The sequence below is a fragment of the Sorangium sp. So ce590 genome, assembly GCF_051521365.1.
In the GTDB taxonomy this organism is placed as follows: domain Bacteria; phylum Myxococcota_A; class Polyangia; order Polyangiales; family Polyangiaceae; genus Sorangium.
In genome coordinates, this window is record NZ_CP150346.1 from 5991127 (window position 1) to 6008376 (window position 17250).

The following is a 17250-nucleotide window of genomic DNA, read 5'->3' on the forward strand; positions in this document are numbered from 1 at the left end:
CGCGACGCTCGCCGCGCGCCATCCTGGACACTCCGGCAGGGCACGCCCGGCGTGCGCGCGGGGCGCCGGGCAGCGCGCGCGCCATCGGCCGGCGTGCCCGGCGGGAGGCCATTCACGTCCCTGCTGCGTCCGGCGCCCGGCGACTCAGAAGAAGTTGCCGATGTTGAACTCGAACTTGTACGTCTCTTCGTAGGGCAGCCGCTTGAACGGGAAGCCCCACTCGAAGCGCAGCGGCCCGAGCGGGGAGAACCACCGGAACCCGAACCCCCACGAGGTGCGGACATCGAGCAGACGCTCGATCGAAAAGCACGGGTTCGTGACGTCGTGCGGCGAAGCGGGGGCGGCGTTGCAGTAGAGCTTCTCGAGATTCCACGCGTTGCCGAGATCGGTGAACACCACGCCCTTGATCTGCACGGCCTCGATGAGCGGGAACTCCAGCTCGAGGTTCTGGTAGTACATCAAGTTGCCGCCGATGTTTGCGCCGTTCACGATGGGCGGGGAGTTCGGATCGAGGGACTCGCGGAGCGGGAGCCGCGGGCCGATGTCCCGGATCTCGAAGCCGCGCACGTCGAGGATGCCGCCCAGGAAGAAGCGGGCGAAGACCGGCACGCCCTCCGGGTTGGGGCTCGTCACCATGCCGGCCTCGGTGTTCAGCTTGAGAACCAGGCTGTCCGTGATCGGGTAGTAGAACCGCCCCGTGGCGCGATACCGCAGGAACTCGTTCTGGCTGCCGAGCGCGCTGTGGGCGAGCTCCACCGAGCCCTGCAGGTAGATGCCTGAGGTCGGGAAGAGCTGGTTGTTGCGCGTGTCGTAGGTGAGCGCCGGGCGGATGCTGGACGTGATCCCGTCGTTGAAGAGGTTGTAGAGCGGGAGCCGCTGAAACGTGGACCGCGGGTCCGCCGTGCCGAGGCCGGTCGACGTGGAGGACGAGATCTCGTCGTTCTCCAGCGTGTAGGTCAGCTGCGCGCGGAGCTGCGGCTCGATGAGCGGGTAGCCGAGCGTGAGCGAGCCGCCCGTGGAGGTCTGCGAGAACTCCTTGTAGGCCCGCAGCTGGTTGTAGACGCTCACCGCCGCGGAGAACGGGCTGTCGAACAGGTAGGGCTCGAAGAAGCGGACGTCGATGAGGCGCCGCAGCCCCGAGATCTGCGCCTGGAGCGAGAGCGACTGGCCGCTTCCGAGCAGGTTCGCCTGCTGCACCTGCGCCGTCGCGATGAAGCTCTCGACGCTCGAGAAGCCAGCCCCGATCTGGAAGGTGCCCGTCGGCTTCTCGCCGATGTCGACGTTGACGTTGATGTGCTGGGCGTCCTCGCCCTGTTCGGTGGAGATGTCGACCCGCTCGAAGTAGCCGAGCGCCGTGATCCGCTGCTTCGACCGCTCCAGCTTCGTCTCGCTGAACAGCTGCCGCTCCTCCACCTCCAGCTCGCGGCGGATCACCTTGTCCCGCGTCTTCGTGTTGCCGCGGATCTCGATGCGCCCGAAGTAGACGGGCTGGTTTCTGCGGATGCCGACGGTGATGTCGACCTCGCGCCTGTCCGGGTCGAGCTGGGTGTCGGGCGAGGCCTCGACGTTGGCATAGCCGGCATCCCGGTAGAGCGTCTGGATCGCGCTGAGATCCTTCGCCAGCTCGGCGCGGTTGAACCAGTCCCCCGGCTTGGCCCGCACCATCTCGCGCAGCGCCCGGCGCCCGCCGAGCGGCTCGATCTCGCGCCCGTCGGCGTCGCGCTCGTACACGCGGAGCGAGCGGATGCGGAACCGCGGCCCCTCGTTGATCGTCAGCGTGACCTCGATGCCCGTGCGGTCAGGCGTGAGCATCACCCGGGGCGTCGCGACCTGCACCGCGAGGAAGCCGCGATCGTAGTAGAGGGCGTTGATCACGAGGACGTCGCGCTCGAACATGTCCTGGCGGAACGGGCCGCCCGTGCCGAAGGCGAAGAACCCTCCCTGCCCCGTGAGCATGACCTCCCGGAGCTCCTCGTCCGGGATGTTGTGGTTCCCGATGAACGTGATGCGCCGGACGGTGACGGGCGCGTGCTCCTTGATGGTGAACTTGAGGGTGACCTGGTTCTCCCGCTCCGGTTTGACCTCGTAGCTGACCTCGGCGAGGAAGTAGCCCTCCTCGGCGTACTTATCGCGGAGCTTCTGCACGCCGCGGCGGACGGCCGCGTAGCTCAGGATCGTGCCGGTCTTGATCTCGACCGAGAGCGCCTCGGTGAGGTCCTCGCTGTCGATCGCGTCGTTGCCGGAGAACTCGATGGCCTTGATGCTCGGGCGCTCGCGGACGAGCACCCGCAAGCTCACGCCGTCGTCGCGGCGGGTGAGGTCGACCTCGACGTCGTCGAACAGGCCGGAGTCCCAGAGCTCGCGCACGTCGCGGGCCAGCCCCTCGGGGGTGAACGGCCTGCCGACCCGCGTCTGCCCAAGGTAGACGAGCACGTCCTCGGACGAGATCCGCCGGTTGCCGGCGATGGCGACCTGGACCACCGGCTGCCCGCGAGCGAGCTCAGCCTCCGTGGGTGCCAGGTCGAGCGTCGGTTCGGCCGTATCGGCGGCCCCCTGCGCAGGTGTACCGGAGCCTGGCTGGGCTTCCCCGGTCGCGTTGGCCGGGGCAGACGGCTGAGCGGCACCGGCCGGAGCGGGAGCCGGCGGGGCGCCGCGCCCGGGCGCCTGCGTGTCCGGAGCACCTCCGGGCACCTGAGCTGCCGCAAGCCGGGGCCGTATCGCCGCTGCCGCAACGAACACCAGGAAGAGGCCGAGCCAGACGAGCCGCTGCCAGCGGCCGGGGAGGCGAAGCATTGAACGGGTGCCTGTCGCGTACAAGGCGCCACCCCGTAGCCCAGTGCGCCGTGAGTCTCAAGGGCGGACGCCGAAAACAGGGCGTCGCCGACCGATCGCGCCGCGAACCCCCTGCGTGCGGGGTCGATCTCTCGGCCACTTGACGCTATGCCAGGGGCCGCACGAACGCAGGCGAGCACGCGCTGCCAGAAATTCCCGCGAGGCAGCCTTGACCGAGCGCGAGGCCCTGGGTAATTGCCGAGGCTCGCCAGCGTTCACCTGAACATCGGAGCACCTGCTCAACCGGTGCCCGATCACTCCCTGGAGTAACGCGTGTCTCGAACCCCCTCCCTTCCGTCCGACGGTGAGCCGCCTCGCAAGGGCCGCCGTGGCGGCCGGCCCGGTGATAGCGAGCCTCCGCCGCCCCCGGCGCCCGACACCTCGCTCGCCGAGGAGGCGCAGCGCCGGTACCTGAACTACGCGCTCAGCGTCATCACGTCGCGCGCGCTCCCCGACGTGCGCGACGGGCTGAAGCCGGTGCAGCGCCGCATCCTCTACGCGATGCTGCACGACCTGCACCTCGGGCCGGACGCGAAGTACCGGAAGAGCGCCGCGGTCGTCGGCGACGTGATGGGCAAGTACCACCCGCACGGCGACGTCGCGATCTACGACGCGATGGTCCGGCTGGCGCAGGACTTCGTGATGCGGGCGCCGCTCATCGCCGGCCACGGGAACTTCGGCTCCCTGGACGGCGATGCCCCGGCGGCGATGCGTTACACGGAGGCGAAGCTCCGCCCCCTCGCGCTGGAGCTGCTCGGCGAGCTCGGCCAGCGCACCGTGAATTTCCGCCCGAACTACGACGGCACCCGCTTCGAGCCGATCGTCCTCCCTGCCCGCTTCCCGAACCTCCTCGTGAACGGGTCGCAGGGGATCGCGGTCGGGATGGCGACGAGCATCCCGCCGCACAACCTGAGCGAGGTGATCGACGCCTGCGTCGCGCTGATCGAGAACCGCGAGCTCACCACGCAGCGGCTGCTGTCGTACGTGAAGGGGCCCGACTTCCCGACGGGAGGCCAGCTGCACGCGACGAAGAAGGAGCTCGAGGCCGTCTACACGTCCGGCCAGGGCTCGCTGAAGCTCCGCGGCGAGTGGCTGCAGGAAGAGGGCGACGGCAAGCGCGGCGCCGTACCGCAGATCGTGATCACCTCGATCCCGTACGGGATCGAGCGGAAGGCGATCGTCGAGAAGATCGCCGAGGTGATCCTCTCGAAGAAGCTGCCGACGCTCGTGGACGTGCGCGACGAGTCGACGGCCGAGGTGCGCATCGTGATGGAGCTGAAGCGCGGCGCCGACGCGCAGCTCGTGATGGCGTACCTCTACAAACAGACGCCGCTCGCGATCAACGTGCAGGTGAACCTCACCTGCCTCGTGCCCACCGACAACGCGGACGTCGCCGCGCCGCGGCGGCTCGGCCTGCACGAGATCCTGACGAAGTTCCTCGACTTCCGCTACGTGACCGTGACGCGGCGGCTCGAGTTCGCGCTCGGCGAGCTGAGGCGGCGGATCACGATCCTCGAGGGGTTCGAGAAGATCTTCGACGCGCTCGACGAGGTGATCCGGATCATCCGCAAGAGCGAGGGCAAGGCCGACGCGGCCGAGAAGCTGATAAAGCGCTTCACCCTGAACGAGGAGCAGACGGACGCGATCCTCGAGCTCAAGCTCTACCGGCTGGCGCGCCTCGAGATCCTGCTCGTGCAGAAGGATCTCTCCGAGAAGCGCGCCGAGGCGAAGCGGATCGACGGGCTGCTCAAGAACGACGCGAAGCGCTGGGGGATCGTCCGCGACGAGCTCGTCGAGATCAAGGGATCCTACGGCGAGAAGCGCCGCACGAAGGTGGTCGGCTCGATCGACGAGCCCGAGTACCAGGCGGAAGACTTCATCGTGGCCGAGGACGCGAACGTCATCCTCTCGGCGCAGGGCTGGGTGAAGCGCGTACGCGAGGTGCGGGATCTCTCCTCGACGCGCATCCGCGAGGGCGACAGCGTGCTCGCGGCCGTCGCCGGCTCGACGCGGTCGACGGTCGCGTTCTTCTCGAATCTCGGCGCGTGCTACGTGTGCCGCATCCACGATGTGCCGCAGTCGACCGGCTACGGCGATCCCGTGCAGAAGCTGTTCAAGCTGGCGGACGGCGAGCAGCTGATCGCGATGCTCTCCTTCGATCCGAGGGCGCTCGATGTCCCGGCGCAGACCCCTGACTCCGCCGAGCCGGAGCCTCCCTTCGCGCTCGCGATCACCCGCGGGGGCCTCGGCTTCCGGTTCTCGCTGCGGCCGCACCGCGACCCGTCGACGCGCTCCGGGCGCCGCTTCGCCAAGCTGAACGAGGGCGACGAGGTGCTCTTCGTCCACGCCGTGGACGGCGCCGACAGGGTGCTCTGCGCCTCGAGCGACGCCTGGGCGCTCAGCGTGGCCGTGGAGGAGCTGGCGCTGCTCTCCGGCCCGGGCAAGGGCTCGGTGGTGATGCGGGTCGCCGAAGGCGAGCGCCTTGTCGGCGCCGCCCTCGCCCTCGGCCGGAACGACGTGATCACGGTCGAGACGGAGAAGGGCAAGACGCTCGAGATCGCCGCGGGCAAGATCGCCGGTCCGCGCGGCACCCAGGGCGAGCCGATCGCGCGACGCGACCGCTTCATCCGCGTGGTGCCGCCGGCCGTCGTCGTACCGACGCTGGAGGTGAGCTGAACATGGCCGCCACGAATCCCCCGGTCCGCGCCGCGTCCGGCGCGCGTTACACGGCCGCTGACATCGAGGTGCTCGAGGGGCTGGAGCCCGTCCGCAAGCGCCCCGCCATGTACATCGGTGGCACCGACGCCAGGGGCTACCACCACCTGCTCTGGGAGATCGTCGACAACGCCGTCGACGAGGCGATCAACGGGCACGCGAAGCGGATCGAGGTGACGCTCGACGCCGATCTCCAGGGCGTGACCGTGACCGACGACGGCCGCGGCATCCCCGTCGACGTGCACCCCCGGTACAAGCGCCCCGCGCTCGAGCTCATCTTCTGTACGCTGCACGCGGGCGGGAAGTTCGCGAGCGACAGCTACAAGGTCTCGGGCGGCCTCCACGGCGTCGGCTCGAGCGTGGTCAACGCGCTCTCGGAGCTCGTCGAGGTCCGGGTGCTGCGCGACGGGCTCGAGCACCAGCAGACGTTCTCGCGCGGCGCGCCGATCAGCAAGCTCAAGAAGGGCGCGCCCACCCGCAAGCACGGCACGAGCATCCATTTCCGGCCGGATCCGGAGATCTTCGGGCAGGGCCGGCGGTTCGATCCCGAGACCATCCGCGAGCGCCTGGAGGCCAAGGCGTACCTCCACGGGGGGCTCGCGATCGCGTTCCGCGATCTCTCGTCGGGGGAGTCGATCGAGCTCCTTCACCCGAACGGCATCGCGGACTTCCTGCCGAAGCTGGTCTCCCAGCGCGGCAAGGCCGTGACGCACCCGACCATCTTCTACATCGCGCGCGAGGGCGAGATCCGGCTGGAGTCCGCGCTCCAGTGGACGGAGTCGACCGACGACTACGTGAAGTCGTACGTCAACGGCATCCCCACGCACGCGGGCGGCGCGCACGAGGCGGGCTTCGGCTCCGCGATCGTGAAGGCGGTCCGCGCCTTCATGGACGCGAAGAAGATCCAGCCGAAGGGGGTGACGCTGACGGCCGACGACATCCGCGAGGGGATCGTGGGCGTCCTGTCGATCTACATCCAGGAGCCTCAGTTCCAGGGGCAGACGAAGGATCGACTCAACAACGCGGAGGCAGGACCGGCGGTCGAAGGCATGGTCCGGCCCGCGCTCGAGCAGTGGCTGCTCCACAACGGCACGGCCGGCGAGTCGATCGTGGCCCGCGCGATCCTGGCGGCGCGCGCCAGGGAGGCACGGCGCGAGGCGACCCAGCAGGTCCTGCGGAAGACCCCCGTGTCGCACCGGCTCAACCTGCCGGGCAAGCTCGCCGACTGCGCCTCGACCGATCCCAGCGAGAGCGAGCTCTTCATCGTCGAGGGAGACAGCGCAGGCGGCTCTGCCAAGCAGGGCCGGGATCGCCGGACCCAGGCGATCCTCCCGCTGCGCGGCAAGGTGCTCAACGCGGAGCAGGCCTCGACCTCGAAGGTGCTCGGCAACAAGGAGCTCCAGGACATCGTGAGCGCGCTGGGCTGCGGCTTCGGCAAGGACTTCGACGCCTCCAAATTGCGATACGGTAGAATTTTTCTACTGATGGACGCCGACAGCGACGGCCAGCACATCGCGACGCTGCTGCTGACGTTCTTCTACCGGCACCTGCCCGGCCTGCTCCGCGGCGGGCACGTGTTCCTCGCACAGCCGCCGCTCTACAGGATCGACGCCAGCAAGGAGACGTACTGGGCCCTCGACGACGCAGAACGCGACCGGATCCTCGCGAAGCTCCCGAAGACGGCCAAGGCGGATATTTCTCGCTTCAAGGGACTCGGCGAGATGCCCGCGGAGGACCTCAAGGCGACGACACTCGACATCCGCCGCCGGCGCGCGCTGCGCATCGTGATCGAGGGAGAGATCGAGACCGATCGCATCCTGAACGAGCTGATGGGCAAGGACGCGCAGGCGCGCTTCCGCTTCATCATGGAGCGCGCGCCGAACGCCGAGATCGACGTCTGACATCGATCCCTCGCCCCGGAGATCGCGGCGCCTCCTCGCGCGCGCGCGAGCCGCGTTGGATGCCGGATCGCCGGCTCACATTCATCACCTGACAGTCACGAGATCGCCGCGACGATGTCGCGATCCGTGCGACCGCCGCGGCGTGCGTGCGGCGTGCGCGGCGCACAGGCACGCTGTGCCAGGCACGGGGGATCCCCGGTGGCTGTGCCACGTGAACCGTGGGCCACACCCCTATGACATCGCGAGCTGGTTGACTCGCAAACGCGGCGTTTTGCGCTGTGGAACGCCGATTCACCTGAGCCAGGAGCGCTGAGTCAGCTTGCGGCCTGCTGGTTGCAATACGTCGCGCCGGTGGCCGCGATGACCGCGATGACCGCGGCACATCGCCCTTTCACCGCTGGAGAGGTACCCGTGACGACTGCGCTTCCCATCTCGACTCCGATCACACCCTCCTCGTCCCACAACATGCCGGCCGCACGCTCCCTGTCGGTTCCGGCCACGCCCATCGCAGCCGCGAGCAGCGGGTCGGTCGCACGGCCGACGACGCTCCCGGCGTCCGACGCTGCAACGCCGAGCGACAGCGCGCTGCCGCCGCCCGAGGACGCTTCAGCCATCATGAGCTCGCCCTCCACCCTGCCGCCGCACCCGGCAGCCCCGCTCCCGCGCAGCACCTCGGAGCGGCTCCTGCTCGGTCGCGACCGCATCCGCAGCGCCGCGGAAGAGGGACATAAGATCCGTTCCTACGAGCTCGCACTGGCTCTCAATCTGTCCGAGTTTCATTTCGCGCGGCTCTTCCGTGCCGCCTTCGGGCTATCGCCGCACGTCTACTACGACGAGGTACGCGCGGAACGCGCCCGCACACTATTATGCGAGGGGCACACCGAGAAGGAGGTCGCCCGTCGCATCGGCTTCCGCCGGCCGGCGGAGCTCCGGGTCCTCCTGTCGAAGCGCGGCGGCTCGCTGCCCCCGGCCGGCGAGGCGGAGGCGAGCGACGCCTCGGCCGAGTGATCCGTTGAGTGAACCAACGCAAGACGTCGGCCACGCGAAGCGCCGGAACCACCAGCCCCCCTGGCGCGAGACAAAGTGCTTACCTCCATGACATCGTGATCAGAGTCGCCTGTGCTTGAGTGAGGGGAGATTCGCCCTGACCCGATCGAGGTAAGCAGGGTCGAGCATCGCCATCGCGATCCCCTCCCCTTCGGAGGCCTGAGCGATCACCTCACCCCACGGATCGATCACGCACGACTTCCCGAAGGTCGCCCGCCCGCCGGGGTGCTTGCCCCACTGCGCTGCGGCCACCACGTACGCCTGGGCCTCGATCGCCCGCGCGCGGAGCAGGATCAGCCAGTGGTCCTTGCCGGTGAGCAGCGTGAACGCCGCGGGGACGACGATGACCTCGGCGCCTTCCGACGAGAGCGCGCGGTAGAGCTCCGGGAACCGGACGTCGTAGCAGATCGACAACCCGAGCTTCACGCCGTCGATCTCGGTGACGACGGGGAGCTCTCCGGCGGTCGTCGATGCCGACTCACGGTACTTCGTGCCATCGGCGATCTCGACGTCGAAGAGGTGAATCTTCCGGTAGCGGGCGGTGAGCCGGCCGTCGGGCCCGAAGACCGCGCAGGTGTTGTACGGCCTCGCCGCATCCGGCGCGCGCTCGGGGAAGCCGCCGGCCACGAGGGTCACCCGGGCGGACCGCGCCGCGTCGGCGAGACGATGCGCGATGGGACCGCCGCCGGCGTCGAGGTCCTCCGCGATGTGGCGCTTTCCTTCCTCGTTGCCCATGTACGCGAAGTTCTCGGGCAGCACGACCGTCGTCGCCCCACGGCCGGCCGCCTCCACGACGCGCGCCTCGATCCGCGCCAGGTTCTCGCTCACGTTCTCCTGGCTGGAGAGCTGGAGGGCCGCCCAGATCACCGGTTTTTGCATGGGGCAAGCCTACCGCACGAGGAACCGTAGCGGACCGCGCGTGGAAGAGCGCGCGGACTTCACCGGATTCCTCGTTGTCCGGACGCGCCCGCAGCTCCGCCGCCGCCCGCAGCTCCGCCGCCGCCCGCAGCTCCGCCGCCGCCCGCAGCTCCGCCAGCGCCCGCAGCTCCGCCGGCGCCAGCCAACCCGACGCTCGCCTCAGCGCACTCGAGCGGCGCGTCGTAGTAGGCGCACCTCGCGCCGCACGCGGCGCACACGCAGGCGAGCACCTGCTGATACGCCCGATGTGCGGCGCCCGCTTCGTCCGGGAACACGCACGCCGTCTGGCAGGCCTTGTTGTGACCGCAGCCCTTGAGGCACACGCTGATCTGCCTGCACCCGGGCTCGCCGTCGCACGCCGAGAGCTGCGCCTCGCAGCGCGCACCGCGGGAGGCGTGCTCGTTGAAGCAATCGCCGCATCGCCCCGCTTCGCCGCCATAGGCAACGACGCACTCGCAGAGGTTCGCCGGCCGAGGCTCCTCGTCGACGCTCGCATCGGGCGCGGCGCCCCCCGCTGCCCCCGCGCCGCTCGACGTGCCGGCATGAGCGCGCGGCGGCGGGAGCCGCTCTTCGGTGCAGCTCGGCGTCGACGCGAACGCGAGCGCCGCCCCCCACGCCGTCGCGCCGCAGAGGACAGCGCGGCCGTACGATCCGACAGGAGCGCGCAGCGCCCTCCACACGAACAACATGATGGAGCAAGCGTAGCCTGCCCCTCACCCGGGACCGAGATCGAGCCGCGCTGCTCACGGCCGTCCGAGGGATCGGCCGAGGTCGCACGGAACCCTCTCCCGGCCGCCGCCGATCGCTCCTATGCTTTGCTGACACATCGCAAAAATTCTCATGGAAATCGCTCCCCTCTCGCTGTTACCGCGCTCCGTGCTCGCCCTGGCCAAGGAGGTCGCGCGCGCGTTGCTCCGGCGGCCGGTCGTCGGGATCGCCGCCGCCGCACAGACCGCCGACGGCCGGTGGCTGCTCATTCGCCGCAGCGACACCGGAACCTGGGCGCTCCCAGGAGGGACCCTGGAATGGGGCGAGACGCTCCGCGACAGCATCGTGCGGGAGCTCGCCGAAGAGGCCGGCGTCGTCGAGGTCGAGCTCGGGCGGGTCGTGGGCGTGTACTCGCGGCCCGACCGCGACATCCGTTTCCACGCCGTGACGGTCGTCGTCGCCGCCCGGATCGGCGCACCCACACGCCCTCCACAGAACCCGCTCGAGATCCGCGAGGTCAGGCTGTTCCGCGAGGACGAGCTCCCGGCCGAGCTCGCGATGGGCATGGGGGACCTCCTCGCCGCCGCCCGGCGCGCCGGCGACACCGAGCTCGAGTGAGCCGAGGCAAGCGATGACGCAGGCACACCACGACGAGGCCGAAGCGCGCATGCTGCAGGGCGGGCTCGCGACGGATCCGACGCACAAGGCGAGGATCGATGAGCTCGCCGAGCGCATCGAGAAATACAGGGCGAGCTACTACGCCGGGCACCCGGAGATCTCGGACGCGGCGTTCGACGCCCTCGAGGATGAGCTCCGCGCCCTCGATCCCGCGCACCCGGTGCTCGCCCGGGTCGGCTCCGCCTCCCTGATCACGGAGTGGGAGAAGGCGCGGCACGAGATCCCGATGGGCTCGCTCAACAAGGTCGTCTCCGAGGACGAGCTCCGGGCCTGGGTCGCCCGGTGCGACGAGCTCCTCGCGAAGGACGCGCACGACGGCGCCGCGCAGCCGGCGAGCTCCGCCGGTGCCAGCGTCGCAGACGATCTCTTCGTGGCGGAGAAGCTCGACGGCATCTCCATCGAGGTCATCTACAAGGGCGGCAAGCTCGTCGATGCGATCACCCGGGGCGACGGCGAGTGGGGCGAGCGGATCACCGCGAACGTCGCGAGGATGAAGGGCGTCCCCCCGAGGATCCGGGAGCGGGGCCGGCTGTCCGTGCGCGGCGAGATCATCCTTCGCCTGTCGGACATGAAGCGCTATTTCCCCGGCGTCACCAGCCCGCGCAACATGGCCGCGGGCGCGGCCAAGCGGTTCGACGGCCAGGGGGCGGAGCACTGCACGGTGCTGTTCTACGACGTCGCCGATCACCTCGAGATCCCGACGTGCCGGGCGCGCTTCGCGTGGTTGCGCGATCTCGGCTTCGCGACGCCGCAGACCGCTCACGGCGACGTCGAGGACGTCGTGAAGCTCTATCGGCGCTACTCGAGCGAGCTCCGCGCGAGCCTCGACTACGAGATCGACGGGCTCGTCGTCTACGTGGACTCGCTCCACCTCCAGGGCATGCTCGGCGACGTCAACCGAAGGCCGCGCGGCGCGGTCGCCTTCAAGTTCGCGTCGCCGGCCAAGGTGACGACGGTCGTGGCGATCCAGTGGGACACCGGGCCGAGCGGGCGCGTCACCCCGGTGGCGATCGTCGAGCCGGTGGAGCTCGCGGGCGCCAACGTCCGGCGCGCCTCCCTGCACAACGCGGCCAACGTGCGCGGCCTCGGCATCGGGGTGGGCGACGAGGTGCTGGTCTCGCGCCGCAACGACGTGATCCCGTACGTCGAGGAGGTCGTCGAGAAGCGCGGCCCCGTCGCGGTCCCCCCGTCGCTCTGCCCGGTCTGCAGCGCGCCGCTCGTCGTCGAGGGAGAGTACCTCCTCTGCCGGAACGCCGCGTGCCGCGCCCTCATCGAGGGGCGCATCCACAACTGGATCGACGCGATCGGCGCGCTGGAGTGGGGCGACAAGCTGATCGAGCAGGTGGTCGCCGCGGGCCTCGTGCGCGAGCCGCTCGACCTCTACAAGCTCACGGTGAAGGACATCGCCGAGCTCGACCGGCGCGGGGAAAAGAGCGCCACGAAGTGCCTCGACCAGCTGAAGAGCCGGCTCCCGCTCACGCTGCCGGTCTTCCTCGCGGCGCTCGGCATCGAGGGGTTCGCGATCCAGACCGCGCGGCTGCTCGTGTCCGCCGGCTACACGACGATCGAGAAGCTGCTCGCGGCCGGCGAGGACGAGCTCGCCGACATCCCGGGGCTCGGCGCGATCAAGGCCGCGAGCATCGTTCGAGGGCTGCGCGCCCGCGGCGACGAGATCGCGCGGCTGCTCGCCGCCGGCATCGTCCCGGTGGCCCCCGAGGCCGAGGGGCCGCTCGCCGGCCTCACCTTCTGCTTCACCGGCGCGGCCGTGCGCCCCCGCGGCGAGCTCACCCACCTCGTCGAGTCGAACGGCGGCCGGGTGCTGAACAGCGTCACGAAGGAGCTCAGCTACCTCGTCCTCGCCGACGTGGCGTCCGCGTCGAGCAAGGCGGTCAAGGCGCGCAAGTACGGCACCAAGCTCATCACCGAGGACGACCTCGACAAGCTCATCGCCGAGCGCCGCGGCGGCTGACCGGAGGAGCCGCCGGGGCTAGAGAGCGCCGGCGGAGCGGCGCGGCTGTCCAGCTGAGCCTCCAGCGCGAGCCCGCGGAACGCGGCGGCCACGGCGACCCTCGACTTCCCCGCGCGGGCGCTCGAGCCGCACCTGCGCGCGGGGCAGCCACGCGCGCGCGGAGCTGCCTTCGCCGCCCACGTCGCCCACGTCGCCCACGCGTGATGAGCTCGCGCATCGCACGAGCGTAGCGGCGGCGCGGGCGCTGCCCAAGGCGGGCGACGTCTGATCATGACATCCACGAAATGCGGTGAGCGCTGCCCAGCGCGGCCATCCGGCTCACGCCGCAGCCGCGAACAGCGGCGCCGGAGCGCTGCGTGCCCGTGTCTCGCCCGCTAGACTCGCGTCATGATCGACGCCATCGCCACGCCCCCGAGCCCCCAGAACGAGCCCGTCCTCGCGTACGCCCCTGGCAGCCCGGAGCGCGCGGCCCTCAAGGCGGAGCTCGATCGCCGGGCACGGGAGACGATCGACATCCCGATGGTCATCGACGGCGAGGCGGTCCGGACCGGAGCCCTCGACGAGGTCCGCGCACCGCACCGGCGCGACCTCCTCCTCGCCCAGGCCCATCAGGGCGGCGCCGAGCACGTCGCGCGCGCGATCGAGGCCGCCCGGCGAGCGCAGCGCGCCTGGTCGCGGACGCCGTGGACAGAGCGCGCCGCGGTGTTCCTCAAGGCGGCCGAGCTGCTCGCGACCCGGTACCGCCCCGTGCTCAACGCGGCGACGATGCTCGGCCAGAGCAAGACGGCATTCCAGGCGGAGATCGACTCCGCCTGCGAGCTCATCGATTTCTTCCGCTACAACGTCCACTTCGCCCACCGGATCGCGGCGGAGCAGCCGGCGAGCGCGCCCGGCATCTGGAACCTCGCCGAGCCTCGCCCGCTCGAGGGCTTCGTCTTCGCGGCCACGCCGTTCAACTTCACCGCGATCGCGGGCAACCTGTGCGCGGCCCCGGCGCTGATGGGCAACACGGTGGTCTGGAAGCCGTCGGCGAACGCGCTCTGCTCCGCGCACGTCGTGATGGAGCTCCTGATCGAGGCGGGCCTGCCTCGCGGCGTCATCAACCTCGTCATGGGCCCGCCCGAGCTCGTCTCGAACGCCTGCCTCGATCACCCGGACTTCGCCGGCATCCACTTCACGGGATCGACCGCTGTCTTCCGGTCGATCTGGCGCCGCATCGGGGAGAACATCGGGCGCTACCGGAGCTACCCGCGCATCGTGGGCGAGACCGGCGGCAAGGACTTCGTCTTCGCGCACGCGAGCGCCGACGTCGACGCGCTCGCCGTGGCGCTCGTCCGGGGGGCCTACGAGTACCAGGGGCAGAAGTGCTCCGCCGCGTCGCGCGCGTACGTCCCCCGCTCGCTCTGGCCGGCGCTCAAGGGCCGACTCGAGGGCCACATCCAGGCGATCCGCATGGGGGACGTCGCCGACTTCCGCAACTTCATGGGCGCGGTGATCGACGGGCGCGCGCATGCCCGGCTCACGGAGCGGATCGCCGCGGCGAAGAAGGACACGGCGTGCTCGCTCGTGTGCGGCGGCGGCGGGCGCGCGCACGACGGGAGCGACGGCTGGTTCGTGGAGCCGACGCTGATCGAGACAACGGATCCGCGCCACGCCCTGATGACGGAGGAGCTGTTCGGTCCGGTGCTGACGGTCTGGGTCTACCCCGACGGCGAGGAGGACAAGGCGCTCGCGCTCTGCGACGAGACGTCACCGTACGGCCTCACGGGCGCCGTGTTCGCGCGGGACCGGGCGTTCATCGAGGCGGCGAGCGACGCGCTCCGCTTCGCGGCGGGCAATTTCTACATCAACGACAAGCCGACGGGCGCCGTCGTCGGGCAGCAGCCGTTCGGCGGCGGGCGCGCCTCCGGCACGAACGACAAGGCGGGCAGCCTGTTCAACCTGCTCCGGTGGGTCTCGCCGCGGGTCGTGAAGGAGACGTTCGCCCCGCCGCACGCAGTCGCCTACCCGTTCATGGCAGCCGAGTAGGACGCGCGCGGCGCGCCAGGAGGCACGCGGCGCGGCGGCGCGTCGCCGCGCGGCGACGAGGTGTGGCGGGCCTCGTCGGTCAATCCTCCGGCGAGTAGTCGCAGGCGCCGGCCGCGAGGTCGGCGCAGGACCAGCTCTCCTCCTCGTAGCATTCGGCCTGACGCTCGATGGCGATGGCATAGGACGCGCGGTCGGATTCGCCGAGACAGATGGCGATGCAGGCGTCCTTGCCAGGGCTGTCGGGCTGGCACTCGGCGTTCTTGGCGCAGACGACCTCGCAGGGGTCGCTGCCCGAGCAGCCAGCCGTGAAAGCGAAGAGCAGCAGGGCAAAGACGAGCGCGGGACGGGGCATGGCGGAAGCTCCAGCGGCCATCGGAGCACGCGACGCAGCCGGCGGCGAGAGGCGAGCAGGAGGGCGTCTGCGCGCCGTCGCCTGCCCGGGAGATAAGGAGGGAAGCGCGCCCCGGCAGCGGTGACGCCGGAGGTGAGCTGACCGGCGACCGCCGTGCTCGATCCGCCGCGCCGAGCGCCCGGGCGAAGACCAGGTCGCTCCACGAGAGTTCAGGCCCGACGGATCACCCTCCCAGGCACCGCTCACCGAGCCCCACAGCTCGCACCGGCCTCTGAAGGATTCATCTGTGGAGCAGCCCCCCAAACTCCACGATTTGTCCAGATCTTCGACCGTCAAAACCGTGCGCTCTCATGGCGCACGCGACGAGCAGCGGTGTAGGTGTACTAATCCCACGTAGCCACACTAAATGCTGCAGTGGGACAGCAAACGTGTTGGAGGTGCCATGAGGTCGATGTATTTTTTGGGTTTTTTCGTGCTTGGCACGATCGCGGCGCCAGCTGCGGGCTGCGGTGGCGATGAAGACGGCAGCGGAGGAAGCGGAGGCGAGGGGGGAGCCGGGAGCACCACGACGTCGAGCGTGACCACCACCACCGGCCTCGTCACGAGCACCTCCACGGGCTCGGGCGACGTGGACGACGGCAACGACAGCATCGATGAAGCAGAGGAGATCCCCGCCGGCAACAACGGGCTAAGCGGGACGCTCGAGCCGCTCGAAGAGGACGCGGACTACTATCGGTTCACCGGAACCAAGGGCCTCCCGGTCTACCTCATCAGCGACGCGAAGCCGAGCGACGCCGAGAGGGATCCGACCTTCCCCGATACGGTCATCACGCTGCTCGACGCCGAAGGGAACCAGATCGCGCAGAACGACGACCCGGTCGACGGTCTCACCAACGACGGCGAGCTGCTCACCGTGCTGCCCGCAGACGGCGAGTATTTCGTGGTCATCCAGGACTGCAACGCCGCGTTCCCGGAGATCGCCTTCCCGAACGGTTGCTTCAACCCGGCCGAGGTCGTCAGCTTCGACTACTCGCTGCAGTTCCTCCCGATCAATCTGGCAGCCAGCGACACCGACAGCCTCGTCGGCGAGACGGAGCCCAACGATGACGCCGAGCAGGCCGTGCCGATGCCGTATCAGCTGACAGCCAACGAATCGGCCTACTACACCACGTTCGTGTTCGGCAGCTTCGCGAGCGAGACCGACGTCGACGTGTATTCGTTCACCCCGCCGGCGACCCCCGAGGTCGACAACGCCCAGCTGGCCGAGCTCACCCTCTCCGGCCCGAGCGGGTCCGAAGGCAACGGCTCGACGGTGGACGTCAGCGAGATCGCCGTCTTCAACGCGACCGATCTGACGAGCGCCTATGCGAAGGTCGACCCGTCAAAGGGCGGCGATATCGCCGTTCCGGTGGAGGCCGGGCAAGAGTACCTCGTGTTCGTCAAGCGCCCCGCAGGAGCGGTGGGGAAGAACGACTTCTACATCCTGCTGAACAACCGGGCGAGCTCCGAGCCGCTCGAAGCCGAGGAGCTCACCAACGGTGACGTGACGACGCCGGAAGGCGGCCTGGTCTCCTTCCCCAACGGGGGAGGCGGCGTCAGCTTCGCCATCGAGGGGAAGCTCGCCGACACCGAGGAGGGCGCGGACGTCGACGTCTACGAGGTCCCCCTCGACGACGTGGAAGCGGGCTGGACGATCTCGGTCATCTGCGGCGCCCAGCGCCACGGCTCCGGCGTCCGCGAGCTCAGCGCCGAGGTGCTGAACGGAGACGGCACCCCGATCGACGCCACCACCCACTCGGGCACGGAGACCGAAGCGGAAGCGCTGTTCATCGATAAGGTCGCGATCCCAGAGGCTCCCGAGGGCAACCGGCTGCTCGTCAAGGTGTCGGCCGGCACCCCGGCCACCGATGTGACGAGCCGCGGTTACAACTGCCTCTTCGCCTACCTGCCGCCGGCCACCGACTGAGGGTCCGAAGCACCGCACGGCTCGAGCTCCCGTTTTCCGGGGGCTCACGCCGCTCGGCGCTCTGGAGCGCACACCGTCGGACGGCGCCGGAAGGCCTGGGCCGCGCGCTCCCGCCCGAACCCCTCGAGACCCCGTG

At 70.0% G+C, this 17250-nt stretch carries 12 protein-coding genes; 7 read left to right on the forward strand and 5 right to left on the reverse strand.

The annotated features are described in order from the left end of the window. Positions 1-144: 144 nt before the first annotated feature. Entirely contained in the window at positions 145-2481 is a 2337-nt protein-coding gene (gene bamA, locus WMF28_RS22285) for an outer membrane protein assembly factor BamA (protein WP_437595254.1), read from the reverse strand. Between the two features lie 624 nt (positions 2482-3105). On the opposite strand from bamA, the gene WMF28_RS22290 reads away from it, so the two are divergent. Together WMF28_RS22290 and WMF28_RS22295 are read left to right on the forward strand one after the other, a co-directional pair. Further along, positions 3106-5508, forward strand: a complete 2403-nt coding sequence (locus WMF28_RS22290) for a DNA gyrase/topoisomerase IV subunit A (RefSeq protein ID WP_437595255.1) — start codon at positions 3106-3108, stop codon at positions 5506-5508. 2 nt (positions 5509-5510) lie between these two features. Then, positions 5511-7448, forward strand: coding sequence for a DNA gyrase/topoisomerase IV subunit B (locus WMF28_RS22295; protein ID WP_437595256.1), 1938 nt, complete (start codon positions 5511-5513; stop codon positions 7446-7448). Positions 7449-7762: 314 nt separating this feature from the next. Here the strand turns inward: WMF28_RS22295 and WMF28_RS22300 are convergent, their stop codons facing one another. Next, positions 7763-8065 (reverse strand): hypothetical protein, encoded by a 303-nt coding sequence (locus WMF28_RS22300; protein ID WP_437595257.1) that lies wholly within the window; start codon positions 8063-8065, stop codon positions 7763-7765. Here WMF28_RS22300 and WMF28_RS22305 point away from each other — a divergent pair. Next, complete coding sequence (locus tag WMF28_RS22305) at positions 8064-8456, forward strand: helix-turn-helix domain-containing protein (protein ID WP_437595258.1); 393 nt, start codon at positions 8064-8066, stop codon at positions 8454-8456. The two genes, WMF28_RS22300 and WMF28_RS22305, sit on opposite strands and share 2 nt — an antisense overlap. Positions 8457-8555: 99 nt before the next feature. Here the strand turns inward: WMF28_RS22305 and WMF28_RS22310 are convergent, their stop codons facing one another. Continuing rightward, positions 8556-9374, reverse strand: coding sequence for a carbon-nitrogen hydrolase family protein (locus tag WMF28_RS22310; RefSeq protein WP_437595259.1), 819 nt, complete (start codon positions 9372-9374; stop codon positions 8556-8558). Between the two features lie 59 nt (positions 9375-9433). Then, on the reverse strand, positions 9434-10102 hold the full coding sequence (locus WMF28_RS22315) for a hypothetical protein (RefSeq protein ID WP_437595260.1): 669 nt from the start codon (positions 10100-10102) through the stop codon (positions 9434-9436). Between the two features lie 151 nt (positions 10103-10253). On the opposite strand from WMF28_RS22315, the gene WMF28_RS22320 reads away from it, so the two are divergent. From WMF28_RS22320 to pruA, 3 genes are all read left to right on the forward strand, one after another. Beyond that, positions 10254-10739 carry an NUDIX hydrolase gene (locus tag WMF28_RS22320; protein ID WP_437595261.1) on the forward strand — a complete coding sequence of 162 codons (486 nt, stop codon included), beginning with the start codon at positions 10254-10256 and terminating at the stop codon, positions 10737-10739. A gap of 13 nt (positions 10740-10752) precedes the next feature. After that, positions 10753-12768: an NAD-dependent DNA ligase LigA gene (gene ligA / locus WMF28_RS22325; protein ID WP_437595262.1), complete on the forward strand. Its 2016-nt coding sequence runs from the start codon at positions 10753-10755 to the stop codon at positions 12766-12768. A gap of 387 nt (positions 12769-13155) precedes the next feature. Next, a complete protein-coding gene (gene pruA, locus WMF28_RS22330) occupies positions 13156-14796 on the forward strand; it encodes an L-glutamate gamma-semialdehyde dehydrogenase (RefSeq protein WP_437595263.1) in 1641 nt (546 codons plus the stop codon). A gap of 79 nt (positions 14797-14875) precedes the next feature. On the opposite strand, the gene WMF28_RS22335 is transcribed toward pruA, so the two are convergent. Then, a complete protein-coding gene (locus WMF28_RS22335; RefSeq protein ID WP_437573015.1) occupies positions 14876-15148 on the reverse strand; it encodes a hypothetical protein in 273 nt (90 codons plus the stop codon). 577 nt (positions 15149-15725) lie between these two features. Here WMF28_RS22335 and WMF28_RS22340 point away from each other — a divergent pair. Then, positions 15726-17114 (forward strand): hypothetical protein, encoded by a 1389-nt coding sequence (locus WMF28_RS22340; RefSeq protein ID WP_437595264.1) that lies wholly within the window; start codon positions 15726-15728, stop codon positions 17112-17114. Positions 17115-17250: the final 136 nt, after the last annotated feature.